We start from the raw sequence: 18,709 nt of genomic DNA, 5'->3' as shown, positions 1-18,709 counted from the left end.
GCTACTTCCCGCTTCCTAAGGTGCTGATCTAAATTAACCAAAATAATAGCTATTTACAATCTTTGGTTCATATATTTTAAATAATAAATTCATAGGAATTTAAAGCCAACTTAACATCATCCCTAATGTACATTTCACCAAATTAATGGATACCTGTAAAACAAAAATCCGTATAAATTATCTGAAAGAAAAAACACATTGTAACATGTGATGTTCCTGATAAACGTAACACTTGAAAAGTAAAAAAGGAGATCTGAATGGATCTCCTTTTTATTTTTTTAAGTGCATAGGCTTTATCCGACCATTGAACTGGTCAATTTTCCGTCGCAAAGTTTTTTAGCTTCTGCTATAATTGCAGTTGCATCATAGTGTGCGTTCTTCCACTGAGCATTTTGTTCAGCATGTTCAATGATCTTATCTGGAATACCTAAACGAACCACTTGGCTGTGATATCCATGATCAGCCATAAATTCTAATATAGCTGAGCCTATTCCCCCCTGTAAACTTCCGTCTTCCACTGTAATAATCTTGTTAAACTTCTTAAAGACTTGGTGAAGTAGGGACTCATCCAATGGCTTGGCAAACCGGAGATCGTAATGTGCTGGGTGTATACCTAATTCATTCAAATGCTGTACAGCTTTGACAGCTTCGTTTCCTATAGCTCCAAAACTTAATATAGCAAGTTCTTCTCCCTCCGTTATAAGACGTCCTTTTCCAATTTCGATTTCCATAAATGGGCGGCGCCAATCTGGCATAACGCCATTTCCTCTAGGATATCTAATGACAAAGGGTCCTTTGTTCGGCAATTGAGCTGTGTACATCAAATTACGTAATTCTTCCTCGTTCATCGGCGCAGAAACAGTCATATTGGGAACACAGCGCATAAATGCGATGTCATAAGCCCCATGGTGAGTAGCACCATCCGCTCCTACGACGCCCGCACGGTCCAAACAGAAAACGACATTCAGATTCTGCAACGCAACATCATGGATCACCTGATCATATGCGCGTTGCATAAACGACGAATAGATATTACAGAATGGTAATAGCCCCTGCGTTGCAAGGCCGGCACTGAATGTGACAGCATGCTGTTCCGCAATGCCCACATCAAAAGCACGATCAGGCATGGCTTTCATCATAATATTCATAGAAGATCCTGATGGCATTGCAGGTGTTATCCCGACGATCTTATCATTTTGTTCTGCAAGCTCTACCAGGGTATGTCCAAAGACATCCTGATACTTGGGAGCTACAGGTTTATCACTGAGCGATTTTTTTATCTCCCCCGTAATTTTATCAAATAAACCAGGAGCATGCCACTTGGTCTGATCTTTTTCAGCCAGAGCAAAGCCCTTTCCTTTAACAGTTACTGCATGTAATAATTTGGGGCCTGGTATATGCTTAAGGTCTTCAAGCGTTTTTGCTAATTTCTTAACATCGTGACCATCAACTGGGCCAAAATATCTAAAATTCAGCGATTCAAAGAGATTAGCATTCTTCAGTAAAGTTCCTTTTATACTTTTTTCTAATTTCTTGGCAATCCCTAGAGCATTGGGGCCAACTTCAGAAATCTTAGTTAATACTGCTGCTATATCGTCTCTAAATCTATTGTACCGTTTTGACGTGGTAATACTTGTCAAATACTCCTTTAACGCACCAACATTGGGATCTATCGACATGCAATTGTCATTCAGAATTACTAAAAGATTGGATTTAGAAATTCCTGCATGATTCAATGCTTCAAATGCCATTCCTCCCGTTAAGGCGCCATCACCGATCACAGCGATATGCTGGCGGTCTTTTTCACCCTTTATCTGAGATGCAACTGCCATACCCAAAGCAGCAGAAATAGAAGTCGATGAGTGACCAACTCCAAATGCATCATACTTGGATTCAAAACGGTTGGGAAAACCCGAGATTCCGTTCTCGATTCGATTGGTATGAAATATATCGCGACGCCCCGTTAGAATTTTATGCCCATAAGCCTGATGACCGACATCCCAAATTAATTGATCATAGGGGGTATCCATTACGTAATGTAATGCTACCGTTAATTCGACAACTCCTAAACTTGCTGCAAAGTGACCACCATTAACCGAAACTTGATCAATAATAAATTGACGTAATTCCTGACTTAATTGTTCTAATTGGTCTTCCTTTAGCTTTTTAAGATCAGAGGGATCGTTTATTTTACTTAATAGTTCTCCAGTCTCAAACTGCATAGTATGCTATTTACATGATGTATACTCACAAAGTAACGACAAATTTATTTAATGTTTAAAATAAATCGCATTTACATATTGAGGTACAACAAATAAAATAGTGAATAGTTTGCATAAGCGTTACTGCAAAAGATTTTATATGTAAATTTGTATAAGATATGCAAGTAGAAGAAGGCTACGAAATCAAGCTTCCTCAATTTGAGGGACCTTTTGATTTACTATTATTTTTTATCGAACGGGATGAATTGAATATCCATGATATACCAATTTCAAAGATTACAGATGATTTTTTGTCTTATGTGAGCCAAATGCATGCGCTCAATATGGAAATGGCAAGTGAATTTATCTTCGTTGCCTCCACGCTGATGCGTATTAAAGCCAAAATGCTACTCCCTCGTCCAGATTTGGATGAGCAAGAGAATGAAATTGATCTTAGGGAAGATCTTGTTCAAAAACTTATTCTCTATAAACAATTTAAAGAAACCTGTGAAGATCTTAGAATATTGGAGGAGGATCGTCTAAAATGCTATAGCCGAGGCAATATACGTTTCGATATCCAGCACAGACTTAAGCTAGATTCTAGCGGCGGAAATTTGGATAACTTCGATCTTTATGGCCTAATGATGATCTACGAGCAAATGATGTATCAATTCCGTAATCGTCCGCCAGAAGTAACCCATACGGTTGTCAAATATCCGTACACCATTGAACAACAAAAGAAAGCAATAGCCAAACTCATTGAGATTAACAAGAAATTGGATTTTCAGGAAATTCTTAAAAACTCAGAAAATAAAATTCAGTTTGTCTATAATTTTTTGGCCATTCTTGAAATGCTTCAGCAGCAGTTGTTACAGATTGAAGTAGGCCTGGGCTACAACAATTTCAATGTTGGTGGAAGAGATCCTAATGAAGAGGAAGAATTTATCTTAGAAACTGAAGAAGCATAAAAAAGACCCGTCTAAGACAGGTCTTTTTTTATTCTTTCTTCTTAAAAGCATTCCATCCTTGTGCTGTAATCGGATAAAGATTTCCAGATTTAGAAATCATCTCACAACCTTCAGATCTGGGTGTCATATAACCAATAATACTGATGTCTGGCAGATTCTTAATTTTATCATGATCCGCTTGAGCAATTGTAAACAATAATTCGTAGTCTTCCCCGCCATTCAACGCGGCTACAGTCGGATCAATTCCAAATTCCCGCCCAGTATCGTAAGTCATCTGATCCAGTGGAATTTTTTCCTCGTATAGACGACAGCCTTTGTCCGATTGTCGGCAGATATGAAGAATCTCGGAGGCAAGCCCATCGGAAACATCCATCATAGCTGTAGGCTTAATTCCCAGATCAGCAAATAAAGCTACAATATCTTTACGGGCTTCGGGTTTTAATTGCCGCTCAACGATGTAATCTTTCCCTTCCAGATCAGGTTGTACATTTGGATTTTCTAGATAAATATCCTTCTCGCGTTCAAGCAGCTGTAAGCCCATGTATGCTGCCCCAAGGTCGCCAGATACACATAATAAATCTCCTTCCTGAGCGCCGCTACGATAAACGATTTGATCTGCATCAGCGTAACCTATACTCGTGACAGAAATTACTAATCCTTGTGCTGAAGCAGATGTATCTCCTCCAATTAAATCGACGTTATATTTCTTACAGGCAATTAAAGCTCCCTGATAAATCTCCTCTACAGCTTCCAATGGAAATTTTGAGGACAAACCTATTGAAAATGTAATCTGAGAGGCTATTCCATTCATTGCGTAGATATCGCTCAAATTGACCTGAACAGCTTTGTAACCTAGATGCTTTAAAGGGACATAACGAAGATCAAAATGAATTCCCTCCAAAAGCAAGTCAGTGGATATCAAAGTTTTCTTACCTTCAAAATCCAAAACAGCAGCGTCATCACCTATACCTTTAATGGTAGACTTCTCTGTCAATTCCACAGCTTTGCTTATATAATCAATCAGTCCAAACTCACCCATTTCTTCCAAATTGGTTCGTTCGGTATTGTCAAAATCAAACATGTTAAAAAGTTTAAAAGTTTATTATCGATAATGCCAAACAATCATCTCAACGATTGATCATACTAACATTACAAAACAGTTTTCACAATAAAATCTCACAGTTTTCCGCACTTGTCAAATCGTAGTTCTAGTTTCTGTTATATAAAAATAAAAACTCATGCTAGCTATCGAAAACCACTCCTCTATTGCTAATAACAATTATGCTAATCGTTATAGTCCCAAGCTCGCCGATATTTCCAGCATGCGTTCAATCGGACGCTGGGCACGTAGAATAACATCTTCAGGAAGAATAATTTCAGGCGATTCAAACTTAAGGCAATTGTATAGCTTTTCAAGCGTATTCAGCTTCATGTGGGGGCAATCATTACATGCACATGCATTATTAGGAGGTGCAGGAATAAACGTCTTATGTGGACTTGCTTTTTGCATTTGATATAGAATACCAGATTCTGTAGCAACAATATAAGCTTGGGCAGTATCTGCTTGGGTAAATTTAAGCATGCCAGCTGTCGAGCCCACATAATCAGCTATCGCCAATATATGATCTTCACACTCCGGATGCGCAATAAATTTAGCCTCTGGGTGTTCGCTTTTCAAACGATCAATTTTATCTTGAGAAAAAATTTCATGTACCATACATGCACCGTTCCAAAGCACAAGATCTCGTCCTGTTTTCTTTTTAACGTATGCGCCCAGATTACGGTCGGGACCAAAAATGATTTTTTGGTCTTTAGGCAAGCTCTCTACAATTTGAACAGCATTACTTGATGTACATACAATATCTGAAAGCGCTTTCAATTCAGCGGTACAGTTCACATAGGTGATGACCAGATGATCTGGATATTGTTCTTTAAACTTCGCAAAAAGATGTGGTGGACAGGAATCCGACAGTGAACAACCAGCTTTGGCATCAGGCAAAATAACCTTTTTTGTAGGTGAAAGTATTTTAGCGGTTTCAGCCATGAAATGCACGCCAGCAAAAACAATTAAATCCGCATCTGTCTTTGCTGCCTCTTGTGATAGTCCTAGGCTATCTCCAATATAATCGGCTATATCCTGAATTTCAGAATCTTGATAATAATGAGCCAATATTACAGCATTCTTTTCTTTTTTCAATCGTTGGATTTCTTCAACCAGATCCAATGAAGGATCGATCGGAGCATCAATATAACCTTTGGCCTGAAGCTCATAATTTACAATTTCCATACGGGTACTTTCAACTTTTGTGAATGACAAAAATAAGCATTGTTGCATATATAAAAGTCAATTAAAAGCAAATTAATCTAATGATTACAAGTGAACCTTCACATCAACAGGAAATAGTAGTTAGCATTAGGATATTAATAGTTGATAACCAATATATTGGTTATTTTTTTTTGTTATAACTTGTTTGTATTAATTATCCGGATTTATGGATATTATCAATTGCGAAATTTGGTCCAATAGCTGCTCTCCATCATAATTTGTATAAGCAAACAAGAAAGGAAACCGAAAGGTTCTTCAATACTTAAAGCCTTTATATTTAAAAATAATAGTTAAATTATTGTCAATAAAAAATAGTAAAGAAATCTCTTTTCAATATAAACCCTTCTACAATTGAATATAAAGCATATAATTAAGAGACATATGCTTTATCAAAAGCTCAGCGGGTTCATTGTAAACTATTTCCATGCTAGAAAATCGGTTTCGCCAACATTCCCTTTTCGTAGCTTAAGGAACGTTCTTCGCCATATTACAAAACAATGAAAAATATGGCACAAAATGAAGATTTATTTATTAACATTTTATGCGACTATGGGATTTAAAGTCATTATAAAACCGATTTATGATGTGGATCTTGATCAAAAAATTTTTATTGAATTCTCAAGGGGTTAAACTAGCCAACAAGCAATGAATTTGAAACACTCAAAAGGATGAATACTAAATAGGCGCAGTGAAAAGGGAAAATAAGGCGCTTGACAATCGTCTGTAGCGCCATTCTTCGTAATAACTTCCATTTACCGCAACCTGCCCATTAAGCACTGTAGCATTATTAGCACATTCGCATCGGAACTAATTTCAGATAATATTTAATATAGCTTGAAAAGGAGCTGCAAATCGAGATTCAACTAGTTGCACACCACCTAATGAAAATTACGTCATAAAGTAAAGGCGCTAGAACAGCATATTTTGAAAAAAAACGCGCGGTGTGATAAATACTATAATCTTATAAGGAGAAATCAATTGTAACCAGGTAGGAACTGGATCGAGGGAAATGCATATTTATAATTAACTCAATAAGAATTGAATATTCCCATATTTGTAAAATGAATTCAATTATACGCTATTCTCACAGACTAATTATGAAAAATACTATTGTATTATCGGATTGTTGCTAAAATCGATATGATATTTTTTCCAAACAGACCCGCTGAGAATCTAATATTAGCAATACAATCTAATAGATGGCTATCTACTCCATTGTAAGGACGTTTAATATAAAAATTGAGCTAAATAAGTCCACACTTTAAATATGCTATCAACAAACTTTAGCAAAAATCTACAAATAAGCTAGATTTCAAATACTAACAAGAAAAAAACAATATAAAGTTAAATAAATAAATTTTAAGATTAATAAAAAATTTGATTAGAAAATATCTTTAAAAGATCTAAAACACGCTTAATCGCTTAGGATTGAATAGGGGATAAAATTGCTATTTAAAATAAATCTATTTGACCTATAGGGCGTTTATTTAAAAAACAAACCTCTTTAGAATTCCTTATAATAAGAATTCTAAATCATCATCCAAAATACTTAAATCTCACCGATCGACTTTCCACTAGTTCCAAATAAAAATTAAGCCTGGGCAACAAATATAACAAGATTGTTTGTACTACAATAAATTATTCGAATAAATTATTTGATCTACAATTTCAATCCCTTAGTTGATCCATTTTACCTTTAAAAATCAAATTTTCAAATAAAGTCGTCTAGAATCTTACAGATATTGTTCAAAAAAGATTATAAGTGAATATTCAATTGTAAAAACGTTTATATTCAAATTTGGCGCCCACAGATTTGAATATAAAATCCGCATAGGAACAAACAGCAAAATAACCTTACTAGAAGCGCTTAAAACTTAAAAATTTCTATTCATAAATCCAAAATCTATCCATCTGGAAGCGTTTAATCTATTTGACAGCATGAAGAAGCTGTGCAAAAAAAATCTAATGGCCCAGAATTAGTTATTATACTTTTCGCTCCAAAAAACTATAAATAGACCAATATCAAGGCATTTAAATCAGTTTTTCATAGAAAAAAATCAACAAATAATCATTTCGAATAAACTAAAGTGCTTTAGAATTCAATAAAACTCTCTATTTCCTTGAAAATTGGAAATATTGAAGGCTGATTGCATCAAAAATTACTTAAAAATAGTATTTCGAACGTCTTGTACAGCTTAGAATTCCAATAAATTCACAATTTAAATAAAAACTTAAAATAAGGAATTGCATGAGCGTTCGATTGCAAGAAATGCAAAAGAATTTCAAATAAAGCCTCCTAAAATCACGTTAAACCCATATCAAAAAAAAATAAAATAAATATTGCATTCTAAAGCGCTTTAAAAGCGTTTAGAATTATTTTTTAAAAAAATAAACCCAACTACAATTGCGTATTTCGATAGGGGAGTTTACGTTCTCCAAATATCGAAATGTAGAAGCGTCTAATTGAACTTTACAAAACTAAACAAAGATTTTCGAACGTATTCCACAATCTTTTTTTTCAATAAATACTAATTATTTTAAATAGAAGATCTCTTATTGTTTATTATGGTGTGGAAAAGTGGTATAAATAGGATTATTTCCATTTTGATTTTAGGTTTTTATAGAGTTTTCAACAATTTTTCAACAGATTTTTAAGATTAAATAGCTGATTTTTAAAATTCTAATTATTCATGTTTTTTATTTTCCATAATTTTTTGTTGAATAGTTTATGTTTAATAAATGTGGAAATCTCATGAATTTTGTGCGGAAAAGTTTGAGAAATTTAGTTGGAAAATAGGGGACTTGTGAATTGTTAAATACTTTTCATTTTTATTTAACCTTTTATTTACACGTTTTCCACATTTTTCGTTAATTTGAATTGTCACTTTTGGGTATAGTTTGTGAATTTAAAATATATGGCAGATAGAAAGGTCGATTTTTTGGTCATTGGATCAGGTATAGCAGGATTAAGCTTTGCATTAAAAGCTTCTCAATTCGGTAAAGTGTTGATAGTCACCAAGTCTAATGAGGATGAGTCAAATACAAAATATGCGCAAGGGGGGGTAGCTGCTGTTGTGGATAAGTCTGATAGCTTTGAAAAGCATATCTTTGACACTCAGATAGCTGGGGATGGATTATGTGATGTTGAAATTGTGGAAAACGTAGTGCGGGAAGCTCCCGACCGTATTGCCGAGCTTATTTCCTACGGGACGTCATTTGATAAGGAAGAATCGGGACTTTACGATTTGGCAAAAGAAGGAGGACATTCGGCACATCGGATCTTACATTACAAGGATATTACAGGCTACGAAATTGAACGGGCATTATTGGAGCAGGCACATATTGACCCTAATATCGAAATTGTAACACATTACTTTGCCATTGATTTAATTACGCAGCACCACCTGGGGGAATATGTAGACAAGAACAAAAGGGATATTACTTGTTATGGTATTTATGCTTTTAATACATCTTCCCATCACGTTGATAAGATTTTGAGTAAGGTTACGGTAATGGCTTCTGGTGGGGCTGGGCATGTATATTCAAGCACAACTAATCCAACCATTGCTACTGGCGATGGTATTGCGATGGTGTATAGGGCGAAAGGGAAGGTGCGTAATATGGAGTTTATGCAATTTCATCCGACGTCACTATATAACCCTAAGGACTCACCTGCGTTTCTCGTATCCGAAGCAGTAAGGGGATTTGGAGGTGTTTTAAGAAGGCTCAATGGAGAGTCGTTTATGGAGGATTATGATGAGCGAGCTTCGCTGGCTCCGAGAGATATAGTGGCTAGAGCTATCGATGCGGAGATGAAGAAGTCCGGTATTGATTATGTATATCTTGATATCACGCATAGGGATAAGGAAGATATTATCAAACACTTTCCGAATATATATGAGAAATGTCTTTCCATCGGACTTGACATGTCCAAAGACTTTATACCTGTGACCCCTGCAGCGCATTATCTCTGCGGTGGAATTTATGTGGATGATTTTGGGCGTAGCAGTATTCTAAATCTTTATGCCTGTGGAGAGTGTTCTTCTACAGGCTTGCATGGCGCAAATAGGCTGGCTTCTAACTCGCTGCTTGAAGCACTTGTCTATGCCCATCGTATATTCTTAGATGCGACGCAATTGGTTGAAACAATCAGTCATATACGTGATGTTCCCGAATGGGATGATTCTGAGACTTCGCGTTCCAATGAAGATATTTTGGTGACTCACAATTTACGGGAATGTCAAAAGATCATGAGCGATTACGTTGGTATTGTCCGTTCTGATTTTAGGCTTGAAAGAGCGCTTAAGAGACTCCATCTATTATATGAGGAGACTGAGGAGTTTTATAGAAATACGAGGCTTTCTGTCAAACTTTGTGAATTACGAAATGTGATTCAAGTTGCTTACATTGTTACTAAATCGGCGATGTTGCGTAAGGAAAGTCGAGGTTTGCATTATACAACTGACCATCCGCGGCACTCGGAAATACTACAGGATACAATTTTCTAAACGTTATGGCGCTTATTTTACCCGTTTTGGATAAGTCACCGCAAATTGCTGAAGAGTGCTTCTTAGCACCTAATTCGACGATTGTGGGTGACGTTGAAATTGGACATCATTGTTCGGTTTGGTTTAATGCTGTTGTACGTGGTGATGTCAATTATATTCGAATAGGTAACTATACAAATATTCAAGATGGCGCTGTTATACATTGCACGTATAAAAAATGCGGTACTTCCATAGGTAGTTATGTAAACGTAGGACACCAGGCGATGGTACATGGCTGCGTTGTGGAAGATCACGTACTTATCGGTATGGGCGCAATTGTGATGGACAATGCTGTTATCGAATCTCATGTGATAGTAGCAGCTGGAGCGGTGGTTTTGGAAAATACCCGCTGTGAGTCGGGATTCCTATACGCCGGTGTACCAGCGAAAAAAATAAAAGCGCTAACTGAAGAACAAAAAGAATTGTTACAGCAGTTACCGCATAATTATGTTTTGTATAGTTCCTGGTTTTAACTTAAACAAATTGGCATCATTAAAATAATTTTTTATTTAGTGGCCTCAATCATTCTTTTTTGAGATCACTTAATGAAAAGCTATCTTTTTGTTCCCAGTTTGCTCGTATAGTGAATGTTTTGTTTAAGTATACAACAGGCTCTGGAAATGTCTTTTTTTCTACATCTCCAGTATCCCAGATACCATTACCGTTATCGTCGCGGATTACACGTAAACTGTATTTACCTCCTGGATATTGTTTATATACAACTGTCGGGTTATCTATGTCTACTAGGTCTAAGCGATAGACTTTGTCCTTTTTTTCATTAATCAATTCTACCAAGTAAGTTGTATTGCTATCCAGATCGGTGAAATCAAAAGTAAGATCGCCATAGTTCTCGCTATCGTCATAGGTAAGATCTAGTTTTTTCTCTTTATTTTGTTCTCCAAAATAGCCTGTAATGGCGCCTTCTGCGAATTCGATTTGGTACTTTTTGTCCTTTCTCCAATTATATCGAATATGATAGATGTTGGAATTGGCTGTATCTACTGCAAGTTGATAATTGCTTCGCACCAATGAATCTTCCTTGAACTTTAATTTTGTCTTATCTATATTTTTTATTGGTGTGAAAGCGGACACTTGAAGGTGAGTGATACGATCGACCCTCCCGTTATTTGGTGTAAAAATAGGATCTATTGTCGGTTCTATTTTTACGTTTCCTTTTCTAACCAGGATGGTATCAAGTGGCTTCTCATTTTCCGTTAAGACCAACTTCAAAGAGTCTATTTTTAAATTTGGAATAAACAGGGTTGCAGAATCAGAAGTTTTTGCAAAGCGTATGATTTTATCTTTATTATTTACTTCATCATTAAGAATATTTAAATTGGGTTTTACTACTCTTCTATTAAAAATAAGTAGTACACTTCCATTTTTTTCAAATTTCTTTTCTAAAGTTCTAAACTTCTTTGGAGTGGCCTTGAATATTTCAAGATTAATGTTGCTGAGATCCCGCTCTAGTACGATAGAATCTTTTAAGAAACCTATTTCTTCGTCGGCACCATTGTAAATTCTGTCATTGTTTTTTTCCTGAAGTGCGTAAATGCGGTATGTTCCCTCCCTTAGATTATTTAGTTTATAATTGCCAGCTGTATCTGTTGTAGTAAATATATTGGCTTTCTTTTTACCAAAAATGGAATCTTGACTAATGGGGATCAACAAGACTTTAACATCTTTTTGTACCTCTTTAGTTATTGCACTTTTTACATTACCAGCTATGCTGAGCGAGTCAATTTTGTCTCCGGTAGAAAACACGTAAGCATAATTGACCAATGCATTTCCCGCATTATAATCGACAAGTCCTTTACCAAAGTAGATGCTATAAGTTGTATTCTTTTCAAGAGAATCTGGAAGGGTAATTTCAAGATTTTTTTTCTTGACTTTAAATTCCGGGTTGCTCCCCATATCGGGTGTCACACTAAATTCTTTTTGTTGATTGGCGAGTTTGATGTATTCGTCAAAAGTGATTACTATTTTTTTTGCTGTAAAATTCTTCGAAAAATTCGTAGGATTTTCCTCTAAGATTTTAGGTGGTATCGAATCTTTTGGCCCTCCGGTTGGTTGCTGTATACTTGCACACTGTATAGATAGGCCAATAAGCATGATAAACAAGCTTAAAATAAGTAATCTTGGCGTAAAGCTATTTTTTAGCCTTTTTGAGCTACTTTTATTTTCTTTTGAAGAATTGATCATAAAAAATAGAATATTGTCTTAAATCGTTTATTTTAAGCTTGTAGTTGTTTTATATTTAATAATTTGAAAATCAATTACTTAACTCATGTGAACCATCAATACGCTGATATCAGATGGTGAAACACCCGAGATGCGCGAAGCCTGACCCAATGTACGAGGTTTGACCTTCGATAATTTTTGTCTTGCTTCGATGGACAGTGAAGTTAACAAACTGTAATCGAAATCGGGATTTATTTCTCTATCTTCCATCTTTTTCATTCGGTTCACAATCTCTATTTCTTTTTCGAAGTAGCTTTCATATTTGAGATTGATCTCTGCTTGTTCTATAGTATCGTTATCGAATTGTGCTACAAATTGTGCGAAGCTTTCATCTCCTTTTATAATGTCTTGCATGCTGACCTGTGGTCTCGCGAGTACGTTGCTTAATCTGGTTTTTTGAGCAAGCGCACTTGAGCCCACGTCGGCCAGCACCGTATTCATCTTTTCGAGGTTAGTGGAGTTCTGTTTCAGGTACTCGATAATACTATTAGAGTTATCTATTTTGTTCTCTACTTTTTTTAGCCTTTCCTCTCCTACTAGTCCCAATTTGTACGCTAATGGAGTAAGGCGAATATCCGCATTATCCTGGCGGAGTAACAAGCGGTGTTCTGCTCTTGATGTAAACATCCGGTAAGGTTCTTCTGTTCCTTTTGTGACGAGGTCATCAACCAATACACCGATGTAGGATTCTGATCTTTTCAAGATAAGTTCTTTATCATCATTAATACGTTGGTGTGCATTAATTCCAGCTAAGAAACCTTGTGCAGCCGCCTCTTCATATCCCGTAGTACCATTGATCTGGCCTGCAAAGAACAGGTGTTTTACCAATTGCGTTTCGAGTGTAAGATCTAGTTGCATGGGTGGAAAGTAATCGTATTCTATGGCGTAGCCAGGGCGGTACATTTTGGCGTTCTCAAACCCAGGGATGAGTTGCAATGCTTTTAGTTGCACATCTTCCGGTAGAGAGGTCGAAAAACCATTTACATAGATCTCTACTGTTTTGAAGCCTTCGGGTTCGACAAATATCTGGTGGCGGTCACGTTCGGCAAAGCGGTTAATTTTATCTTCGATTGATGGGCAATAACGTGGTCCCAATCCTTTGATCCTACCGGTAAACATAGGCGATTTTTCGAAGCCAGTTCGTAGCATCTCATGCACTTTATCGTTGGTATATGTGATCCAACAACAACGTTGTTCTGTTGGTATATCTACATCAGTATAAGAAAATCTACCTCTTTTTTCATCACCCCATTGCTCTTCCATCAGCGCATAATTGAGGCTTCTTCCATCTATACGTGGAGGAGTCCCGGTTTTCATTCTTCCTGATTCGAAGCCGAGTGAGACAAGCTGCTCTGTCAAGCCAGTGGCTGCCTTTTCTCCTGTTCTCCCTCCACCAAATTTCTTATCGCCAATGTGGATGACACCATTTAAAAATGTTCCGTTGGTTAATACTACAGCATCGGATTCTATTTCTATTCCCATTGAAGTGATGACACCACAGGCTCTACCATTTTTGACGATTACCTCTTTGACGGTATCTTGCCACATATCTAAATTGGGAAGGGATTCTAATTGTAGTCTCCATTCTTCTGCAAATCGCATCCGATCGTTTTGTGTACGCGGGCTCCACATGGCCGGTCCTTTGGATAGGTTAAGCATGCGAAACTGTATGGTTGACTTGTCTGCGATGATCCCCGTGTATCCTCCCATGGCATCTATTTCCCGTACGATTTGGCCTTTCGCAACTCCACCTATGGCCGGATTACAACTCATTTGGGCTATTACTCCCATATTCATTGTAATCAGTAAAATTGATGATCCTAAATTGGCAGCAGCGGCTGCAGCTTCACAGCCCGCATGACCTGCACCAACTACTATTACATTATATTTTTTAAACATTTTTCTATTCTTGTTCCACGTGAAACGTGGTATTTATTTTATTTACAAATTTAAGTTTTCTTTACGTTCCACGTGAAACGCCTTATAAAATTTTACATAAAATCAGCAAGATATAACCACCTTTCCGATTTTTCATCTATTTCCTTTTGGATGGATTGAATTTCTTCAGCAATGGAAGATAATTTAAGGTGATCTGTTAGTTGATTCAGTTCTTCAGTCTTTAACTTTATATTTTGCTCCAATTTTTCGATTTCCTCCTCTAATTTAGTATACTCCAATTGCTCTTTGTAAGAAAGCTTTTTCTTCCCTTCTTTTGCAACTGGTTTTATCTGTTCTTGAATACTTTTTCTCTGCCTTTCTTTTTCCAACTTCTGAACTTCGTCTTGCTCCAGTTTAAAATCAGCATAATTTCCATTATAGATTTGTACTTTTCCTTTTCCCTCGAAAATAAAAAGTTGGTCCGTTAATTTATCTAATAAATATCTATCGTGGGATACCAAGATAAGTACTCCCTTATAGTTATCAAGAAAATCTTCCAGTACATTTAACGTGTCGATATCTAAATCGTTTGAAGGCTCATCAAGTATAAGGAAGTTTGGGTTCTTCATTAATACCCGCATAAGCTGAAGACGTTTTCTTTCTCCTCCGCTTAGTTTATTTACAAATCCAAATTGTTTTTCAGGAGGAAATAAGAAATGTGTCAATAGCTGGGAAGCCGTGATTACCTCTCCATTTGCCATCTCAATATAATCTGCGACATTCTTAACAACATCTAGTACACGGTCGTTTTCATTCACTTCCAATCCACCTTGTTTGTAGTAACCATATACAGTTGTCTCTCCAACAGCGATCACTCCTGTAGCAGGCTTTTCTTCTCCGGTGATTAAGTTTAGAAAGGTAGATTTTCCAGTTCCGTTTTTGCCAGCTAGACCGATACGATCTCCTTTTTTAAATATGTAGGAAAAATCCTGTATGATATCTTTTGCGCCATAACTTTTCGAAACGTTATCCACTTCTAATATTTTAGATCCCTGTCTACTTACCTTCACACTGAGTTGCACGGAATCGTTTCCTTTTATTGCTTTCGATTTTTCTTCTAATTCATAGTATGCATCGATACGCGACTTGGATTTGGTACCGCGCGCTTGGGGCTGACGTCGCATCCATTCCAGTTCGCGGCGAAGAAGATTTCTGCTCTTCTCTACCATCACTGCATCAATCGCTTCTCTTTCCGATTTTTTCTCTAGAAAATACGAATAGTTTCCTTTATAATTGTAAAGGTTGCCCCTATCCAGCTCGCGGATTTCCGTACAGATGTTATCTAAAAAGTAACGATCGTGAGTGACCAGAAGAACGGTTTTATTTCCTGTTGTCAATAGCTTTTCCAACCATTCAATGGTTTCAATATCCAAATGGTTGGTAGGCTCATCTAATATATATATATCAGGTTCGTCTATTAGAAGTTTGGCAAGTGCCAGGCGTTTTCGTTGACCTCCTGAAAGACTTTTAATATCCTGATGGAAATCCATAATGTTTAAACGATTAAGAATCGTCTTAATACTATGTTCATACTCCCAGGCATTCAATGAACTTATTTTTTCTGTAAGATCTTCTAATTTTTTCTGATCGATATCGGTTTCCAATAACAGCTCCTCGTACTCACGGATAAGACGTTGTTGATCGTTGTCTGTACTATAAATAAAATCGTTGATTGATTTTAATCCTGTGAAATCAGGATCCTGTTCTAAGAAACCAATTTTTATGCCTTTTTCTTTCACAACTTTTCCTGAAGTTGGTAAGATCCGTTCGGCTAAAATGGAAAGTAATGTTGACTTACCTGTTCCGTTTATTCCAACCAAGGCTACTCGATCCCCTTTTTGAAGGCCGAAATGTAAATCTTTAAAAAGCCATCGATCATGGAAGGAATGGCTTACTTGTTCTGTCGCTAAAATACTCACGTTATATCACCCTAAAATATATTCAGTCAATTTACACAGCAAGATACTTCCAAGAGATTTCTGCTCTCGGTAGTATGCATGGTGTTGATAATCAATATTTTACTATATATTTGATTATCAGTTATTTATATATCAAATCAATAATCTTTTTGATTGCTGACTAATTTTAAACTATCGGGTGGCGTTCTGAACGAGGTTTAGCACATACCATTTAACAAATGACTAATTCAAATGGTGTCCGTATAACCAATAATTTGGAACGCTCGCAAAAATAAAGAAATAGTTTCTTATTCGATGCGAAAAAAGCTTCGTTGTATGATTAATTGGCAATAATGATACTGCCTTGATAAAATTAATTCAACGCGTAATCTGCGATCAGATTGAAACGAGGTATTTCAACTTGAAAGCTGCTGTTGTCTAGTGTCCGGATCATATTATAATATCCTTCCATAAATCCGAATTCGCTATTGAGATTGCAACCCGAAGTATATTGATGGGTCTGTCCAGGTTCAATAATGGGTTGTTCGCCCACTACACCATCTCCCGATACTTCTCTATAATCTCCTTTCGCATCAAAAATTTTCCAATAGCGGCTTATCAATTGAACCGTGTAATCGCTCAGATTTTCTATGCTAATATGATAAGCAAACATAAAATGCTCACGGTCCGGATTTGAATACTCCGATTGATAGATGGTTTCAACCGAGATTTTTACGCCTTCTGTAATTTGTGTGATCATTTGAATGATGTTTATTGTTGTACTAAATATGTATGCTAAAATACTAATAATGAGTTTAAAATTCGAAATTATAATCATTTTAAAAGGTTAAATAATGCTAAGTTTAAAATTAGTATAGTCAAATGGAGCTTAATTAGTACGTTTGTATTATGGCAAATGGCATATTATATTTAATTCCTGTTCCATTGAGTGATGATGCAGCTTTCCAGTCGTTTACTCCTTATTTGGTGGAAACGATAAATTCATTGGACGAGTATATTGTGGAGAATGAAAAAACGGCACGTAAATTTCTAAAACTTGCCGGTTTAAAAATTCCGCAAAGCGAACTTAAAATTCATGATTATGGAAAACATGCGCGCGATAAAGGAAATATCAATGATTTTTTTGAAGGTCTGTCACAGGGTAAGAATGTTGGTCTGATGTCGGAAGCAGGATGCCCCGGTGTCGCCGATCCTGGTGCTTCGATTGTTGCGCGTGCGCATCAGCTAGGGATTAAAGTTGTTCCGCTTGTTGGACCTAGTTCTATTCTGCTGGCTCTGATGGCTTCGGGTTTCAGTGGTCAGAAATTTGCTTTTCATGGTTATCTGCCGATTGATAAAATAGAACGAGCCAGAGAAATTAAAAGTCTCGAGCTGCAGTCAGGGCGTGATAAACAAACGCAGATTTTTATTGAAACTCCTTTTAGAAATAATCAGCTTTTAGCAGATCTGCTGAAAACCTGTAAGCCTTCCACCTTACTTTGTGTAGCATCGAATGTGACAGCTCCAGATGAATTGATTCAAAGCCTCACAATAGCTGAGTGGCGAAAACGAAAGGATGATTTTCACAAGAGGCCTACTATATTTCTTTTGTATGTTTGATGGTTCTCCCCTACCCTACTTATAGGGTACTATATAATAAGCGCTATAAAATTGCTAGAAATAGGTTTTAGGTTATTTGCACATTATGAGTGAGTACTTACATTTTATATTTTATCTTTCAATTTTATTTGAGGATAGGATGAATAGAATGATTCGCTGTAAAACAAAGATAAATTGATATAAATTACTCAAAAATATAACGTTATGAATTACTGTAGATTATTGTATTTAATGTTTTGTTTTTCATTATGTTTTTTAGGTAAAAGTCTTTATGCACAGTCTCCTACCTATGTAATAGTTCATGGCGCATGGGGCGGTGCGTGGCAGTTTAAAAATACGGCCATCGAATTAGAGAAAAAAGGAAACAAAATTTATCGTCCCACGCTAACTGGCTTAGGTGAACGTTATCATTTAGCAGATACTGCTATTAGATTGCAGACGCATGTGAACGATGTTGTGAATACAATTTTGTTTGAGGACCTTCATGATATCATATTGGTTGGACATAGTTATGGTGGTATGGTTATAACGGCAGTAGCAGACAGCCTTCCGGATCGAATCAGAAAAATGGTTTATTTGGATGCTATCCTTCCTAAAGACCAACAATCAGTAATGGATTTGATGCGGAAACCGGATACGGATAATGGACTCTTGAAATTTGAAAAGGATGGCTACATTCTTCCCTTTTGGGTAAAAGATGATAATAAGTTTCCAAGAGATGTACCCCACCCTTTAAAAACAGTTACAGATAAGATTCATTTGATAAATCCGAAACGAAATAAAATTCCAACGACCTACATCTTAACGTATGAAGATGGCACAGCATTGGAGAAGGATGATTTTTATCCTTTTTACAAAGAGGCAAGAAATCTTGGTTTTAAAACGATCGAATTTGTTGGTGATCACAATCCGCAAATAAAGAAGCTGAAAGAATTAGTAGATTTGTTAGAACGTGAAAATAAATAAGCAA

The 18,709-nt window shown here is 36.4% G+C and carries 12 protein-coding genes; 5 read left to right on the top strand and 7 right to left on the bottom strand.

From position 1 onward, the window contains the following. Positions 1 to 293: 293 nt before the first annotated feature. Positions 294 to 2,222 carry a 1-deoxy-D-xylulose-5-phosphate synthase gene (gene dxs, locus VXM68_RS05225; RefSeq protein ID WP_293955888.1) on the bottom strand — a complete coding sequence of 643 codons (1,929 nt, stop codon included), beginning with the start codon at positions 2,220 to 2,222 and terminating at the stop codon, positions 294 to 296. Between the two features lie 158 nt (positions 2,223 to 2,380). Here dxs and VXM68_RS05220 point away from each other — a divergent pair, with 158 nt between their 5' ends. Beyond that, positions 2,381 to 3,169, top strand: coding sequence for a ScpA family protein (locus VXM68_RS05220; RefSeq protein ID WP_367210634.1), 789 nt, complete (start codon positions 2,381 to 2,383; stop codon positions 3,167 to 3,169). Positions 3,170 to 3,197: 28 nt separating this feature from the next. On the opposite strand, the gene thiL is transcribed toward VXM68_RS05220, so the two are convergent. Both thiL and nadA read right to left on the bottom strand, forming a co-directional pair. Then, the gene (gene thiL / locus VXM68_RS05215; RefSeq protein ID WP_293955884.1) at positions 3,198 to 4,250 is read right to left on the bottom strand and encodes a thiamine-phosphate kinase; all 1,053 of its coding nucleotides are present in this window, start codon (positions 4,248 to 4,250) and stop codon (positions 3,198 to 3,200) included. A 210-nt stretch (positions 4,251 to 4,460) separates the two neighbouring features. After that, positions 4,461 to 5,456 (bottom strand): quinolinate synthase NadA, encoded by a 996-nt coding sequence (nadA, locus tag VXM68_RS05210; protein ID WP_294185628.1) that lies wholly within the window; start codon positions 5,454 to 5,456, stop codon positions 4,461 to 4,463. Positions 5,457 to 8,410: 2,954 nt separating this feature from the next. On the opposite strand from nadA, the gene nadB reads away from it, so the two are divergent. Beyond that, on the top strand, positions 8,411 to 10,003 hold the full coding sequence (nadB, locus tag VXM68_RS05205) for an L-aspartate oxidase (protein ID WP_367210633.1): 1,593 nt from the start codon (positions 8,411 to 8,413) through the stop codon (positions 10,001 to 10,003). A gap of 5 nt (positions 10,004 to 10,008) precedes the next feature. Beyond that, positions 10,009 to 10,515 carry a gamma carbonic anhydrase family protein gene (locus VXM68_RS05200; protein ID WP_293955880.1) on the top strand — a complete coding sequence of 169 codons (507 nt, stop codon included), beginning with the start codon at positions 10,009 to 10,011 and terminating at the stop codon, positions 10,513 to 10,515. A 49-nt stretch (positions 10,516 to 10,564) separates the two neighbouring features. On the opposite strand, the gene VXM68_RS05195 is transcribed toward VXM68_RS05200, so the two are convergent. From VXM68_RS05195 to apaG, 4 genes are all read right to left on the bottom strand, one after another. Continuing rightward, positions 10,565 to 12,154: an Ig-like domain-containing protein gene (locus VXM68_RS05195; RefSeq protein ID WP_367210632.1), complete on the bottom strand. Its 1,590-nt coding sequence runs from the start codon at positions 12,152 to 12,154 to the stop codon at positions 10,565 to 10,567. 168 nt (positions 12,155 to 12,322) lie between these two features. Continuing rightward, entirely contained in the window at positions 12,323 to 14,182 is a 1,860-nt protein-coding gene (gene mnmG / locus VXM68_RS05190) for a tRNA uridine-5-carboxymethylaminomethyl(34) synthesis enzyme MnmG (RefSeq protein WP_367210631.1), read from the bottom strand. 92 nt (positions 14,183 to 14,274) lie between these two features. Beyond that, positions 14,275 to 16,140 (bottom strand): ABC-F family ATP-binding cassette domain-containing protein, encoded by a 1,866-nt coding sequence (locus VXM68_RS05185; RefSeq protein WP_367210630.1) that lies wholly within the window; start codon positions 16,138 to 16,140, stop codon positions 14,275 to 14,277. Between the two features lie 352 nt (positions 16,141 to 16,492). After that, a complete protein-coding gene (gene apaG, locus VXM68_RS05180; protein WP_293899512.1) occupies positions 16,493 to 16,879 on the bottom strand; it encodes a Co2+/Mg2+ efflux protein ApaG in 387 nt (128 codons plus the stop codon). Between the two features lie 149 nt (positions 16,880 to 17,028). Here apaG and VXM68_RS05175 point away from each other — a divergent pair, with 149 nt between their 5' ends. Beyond that, positions 17,029 to 17,739, top strand: coding sequence for an SAM-dependent methyltransferase (locus VXM68_RS05175; protein WP_294185632.1), 711 nt, complete (start codon positions 17,029 to 17,031; stop codon positions 17,737 to 17,739). 204 nt (positions 17,740 to 17,943) lie between these two features. Then, positions 17,944 to 18,705, top strand: a complete 762-nt coding sequence (locus VXM68_RS05170; protein WP_367210629.1) for an alpha/beta fold hydrolase — start codon at positions 17,944 to 17,946, stop codon at positions 18,703 to 18,705. The last annotated feature ends 4 nt before the right edge of the window (positions 18,706 to 18,709 follow it).

Source organism: Sphingobacterium sp. R2 (genome assembly GCF_040760075.1).
In the GTDB taxonomy this organism is placed as follows: Bacteria; Bacteroidota; Bacteroidia; order Sphingobacteriales; family Sphingobacteriaceae; genus Sphingobacterium.
Note: the sequence above shows the minus strand (reverse complement) of the source record. Positions and strands in the feature narration are given on the sequence as shown.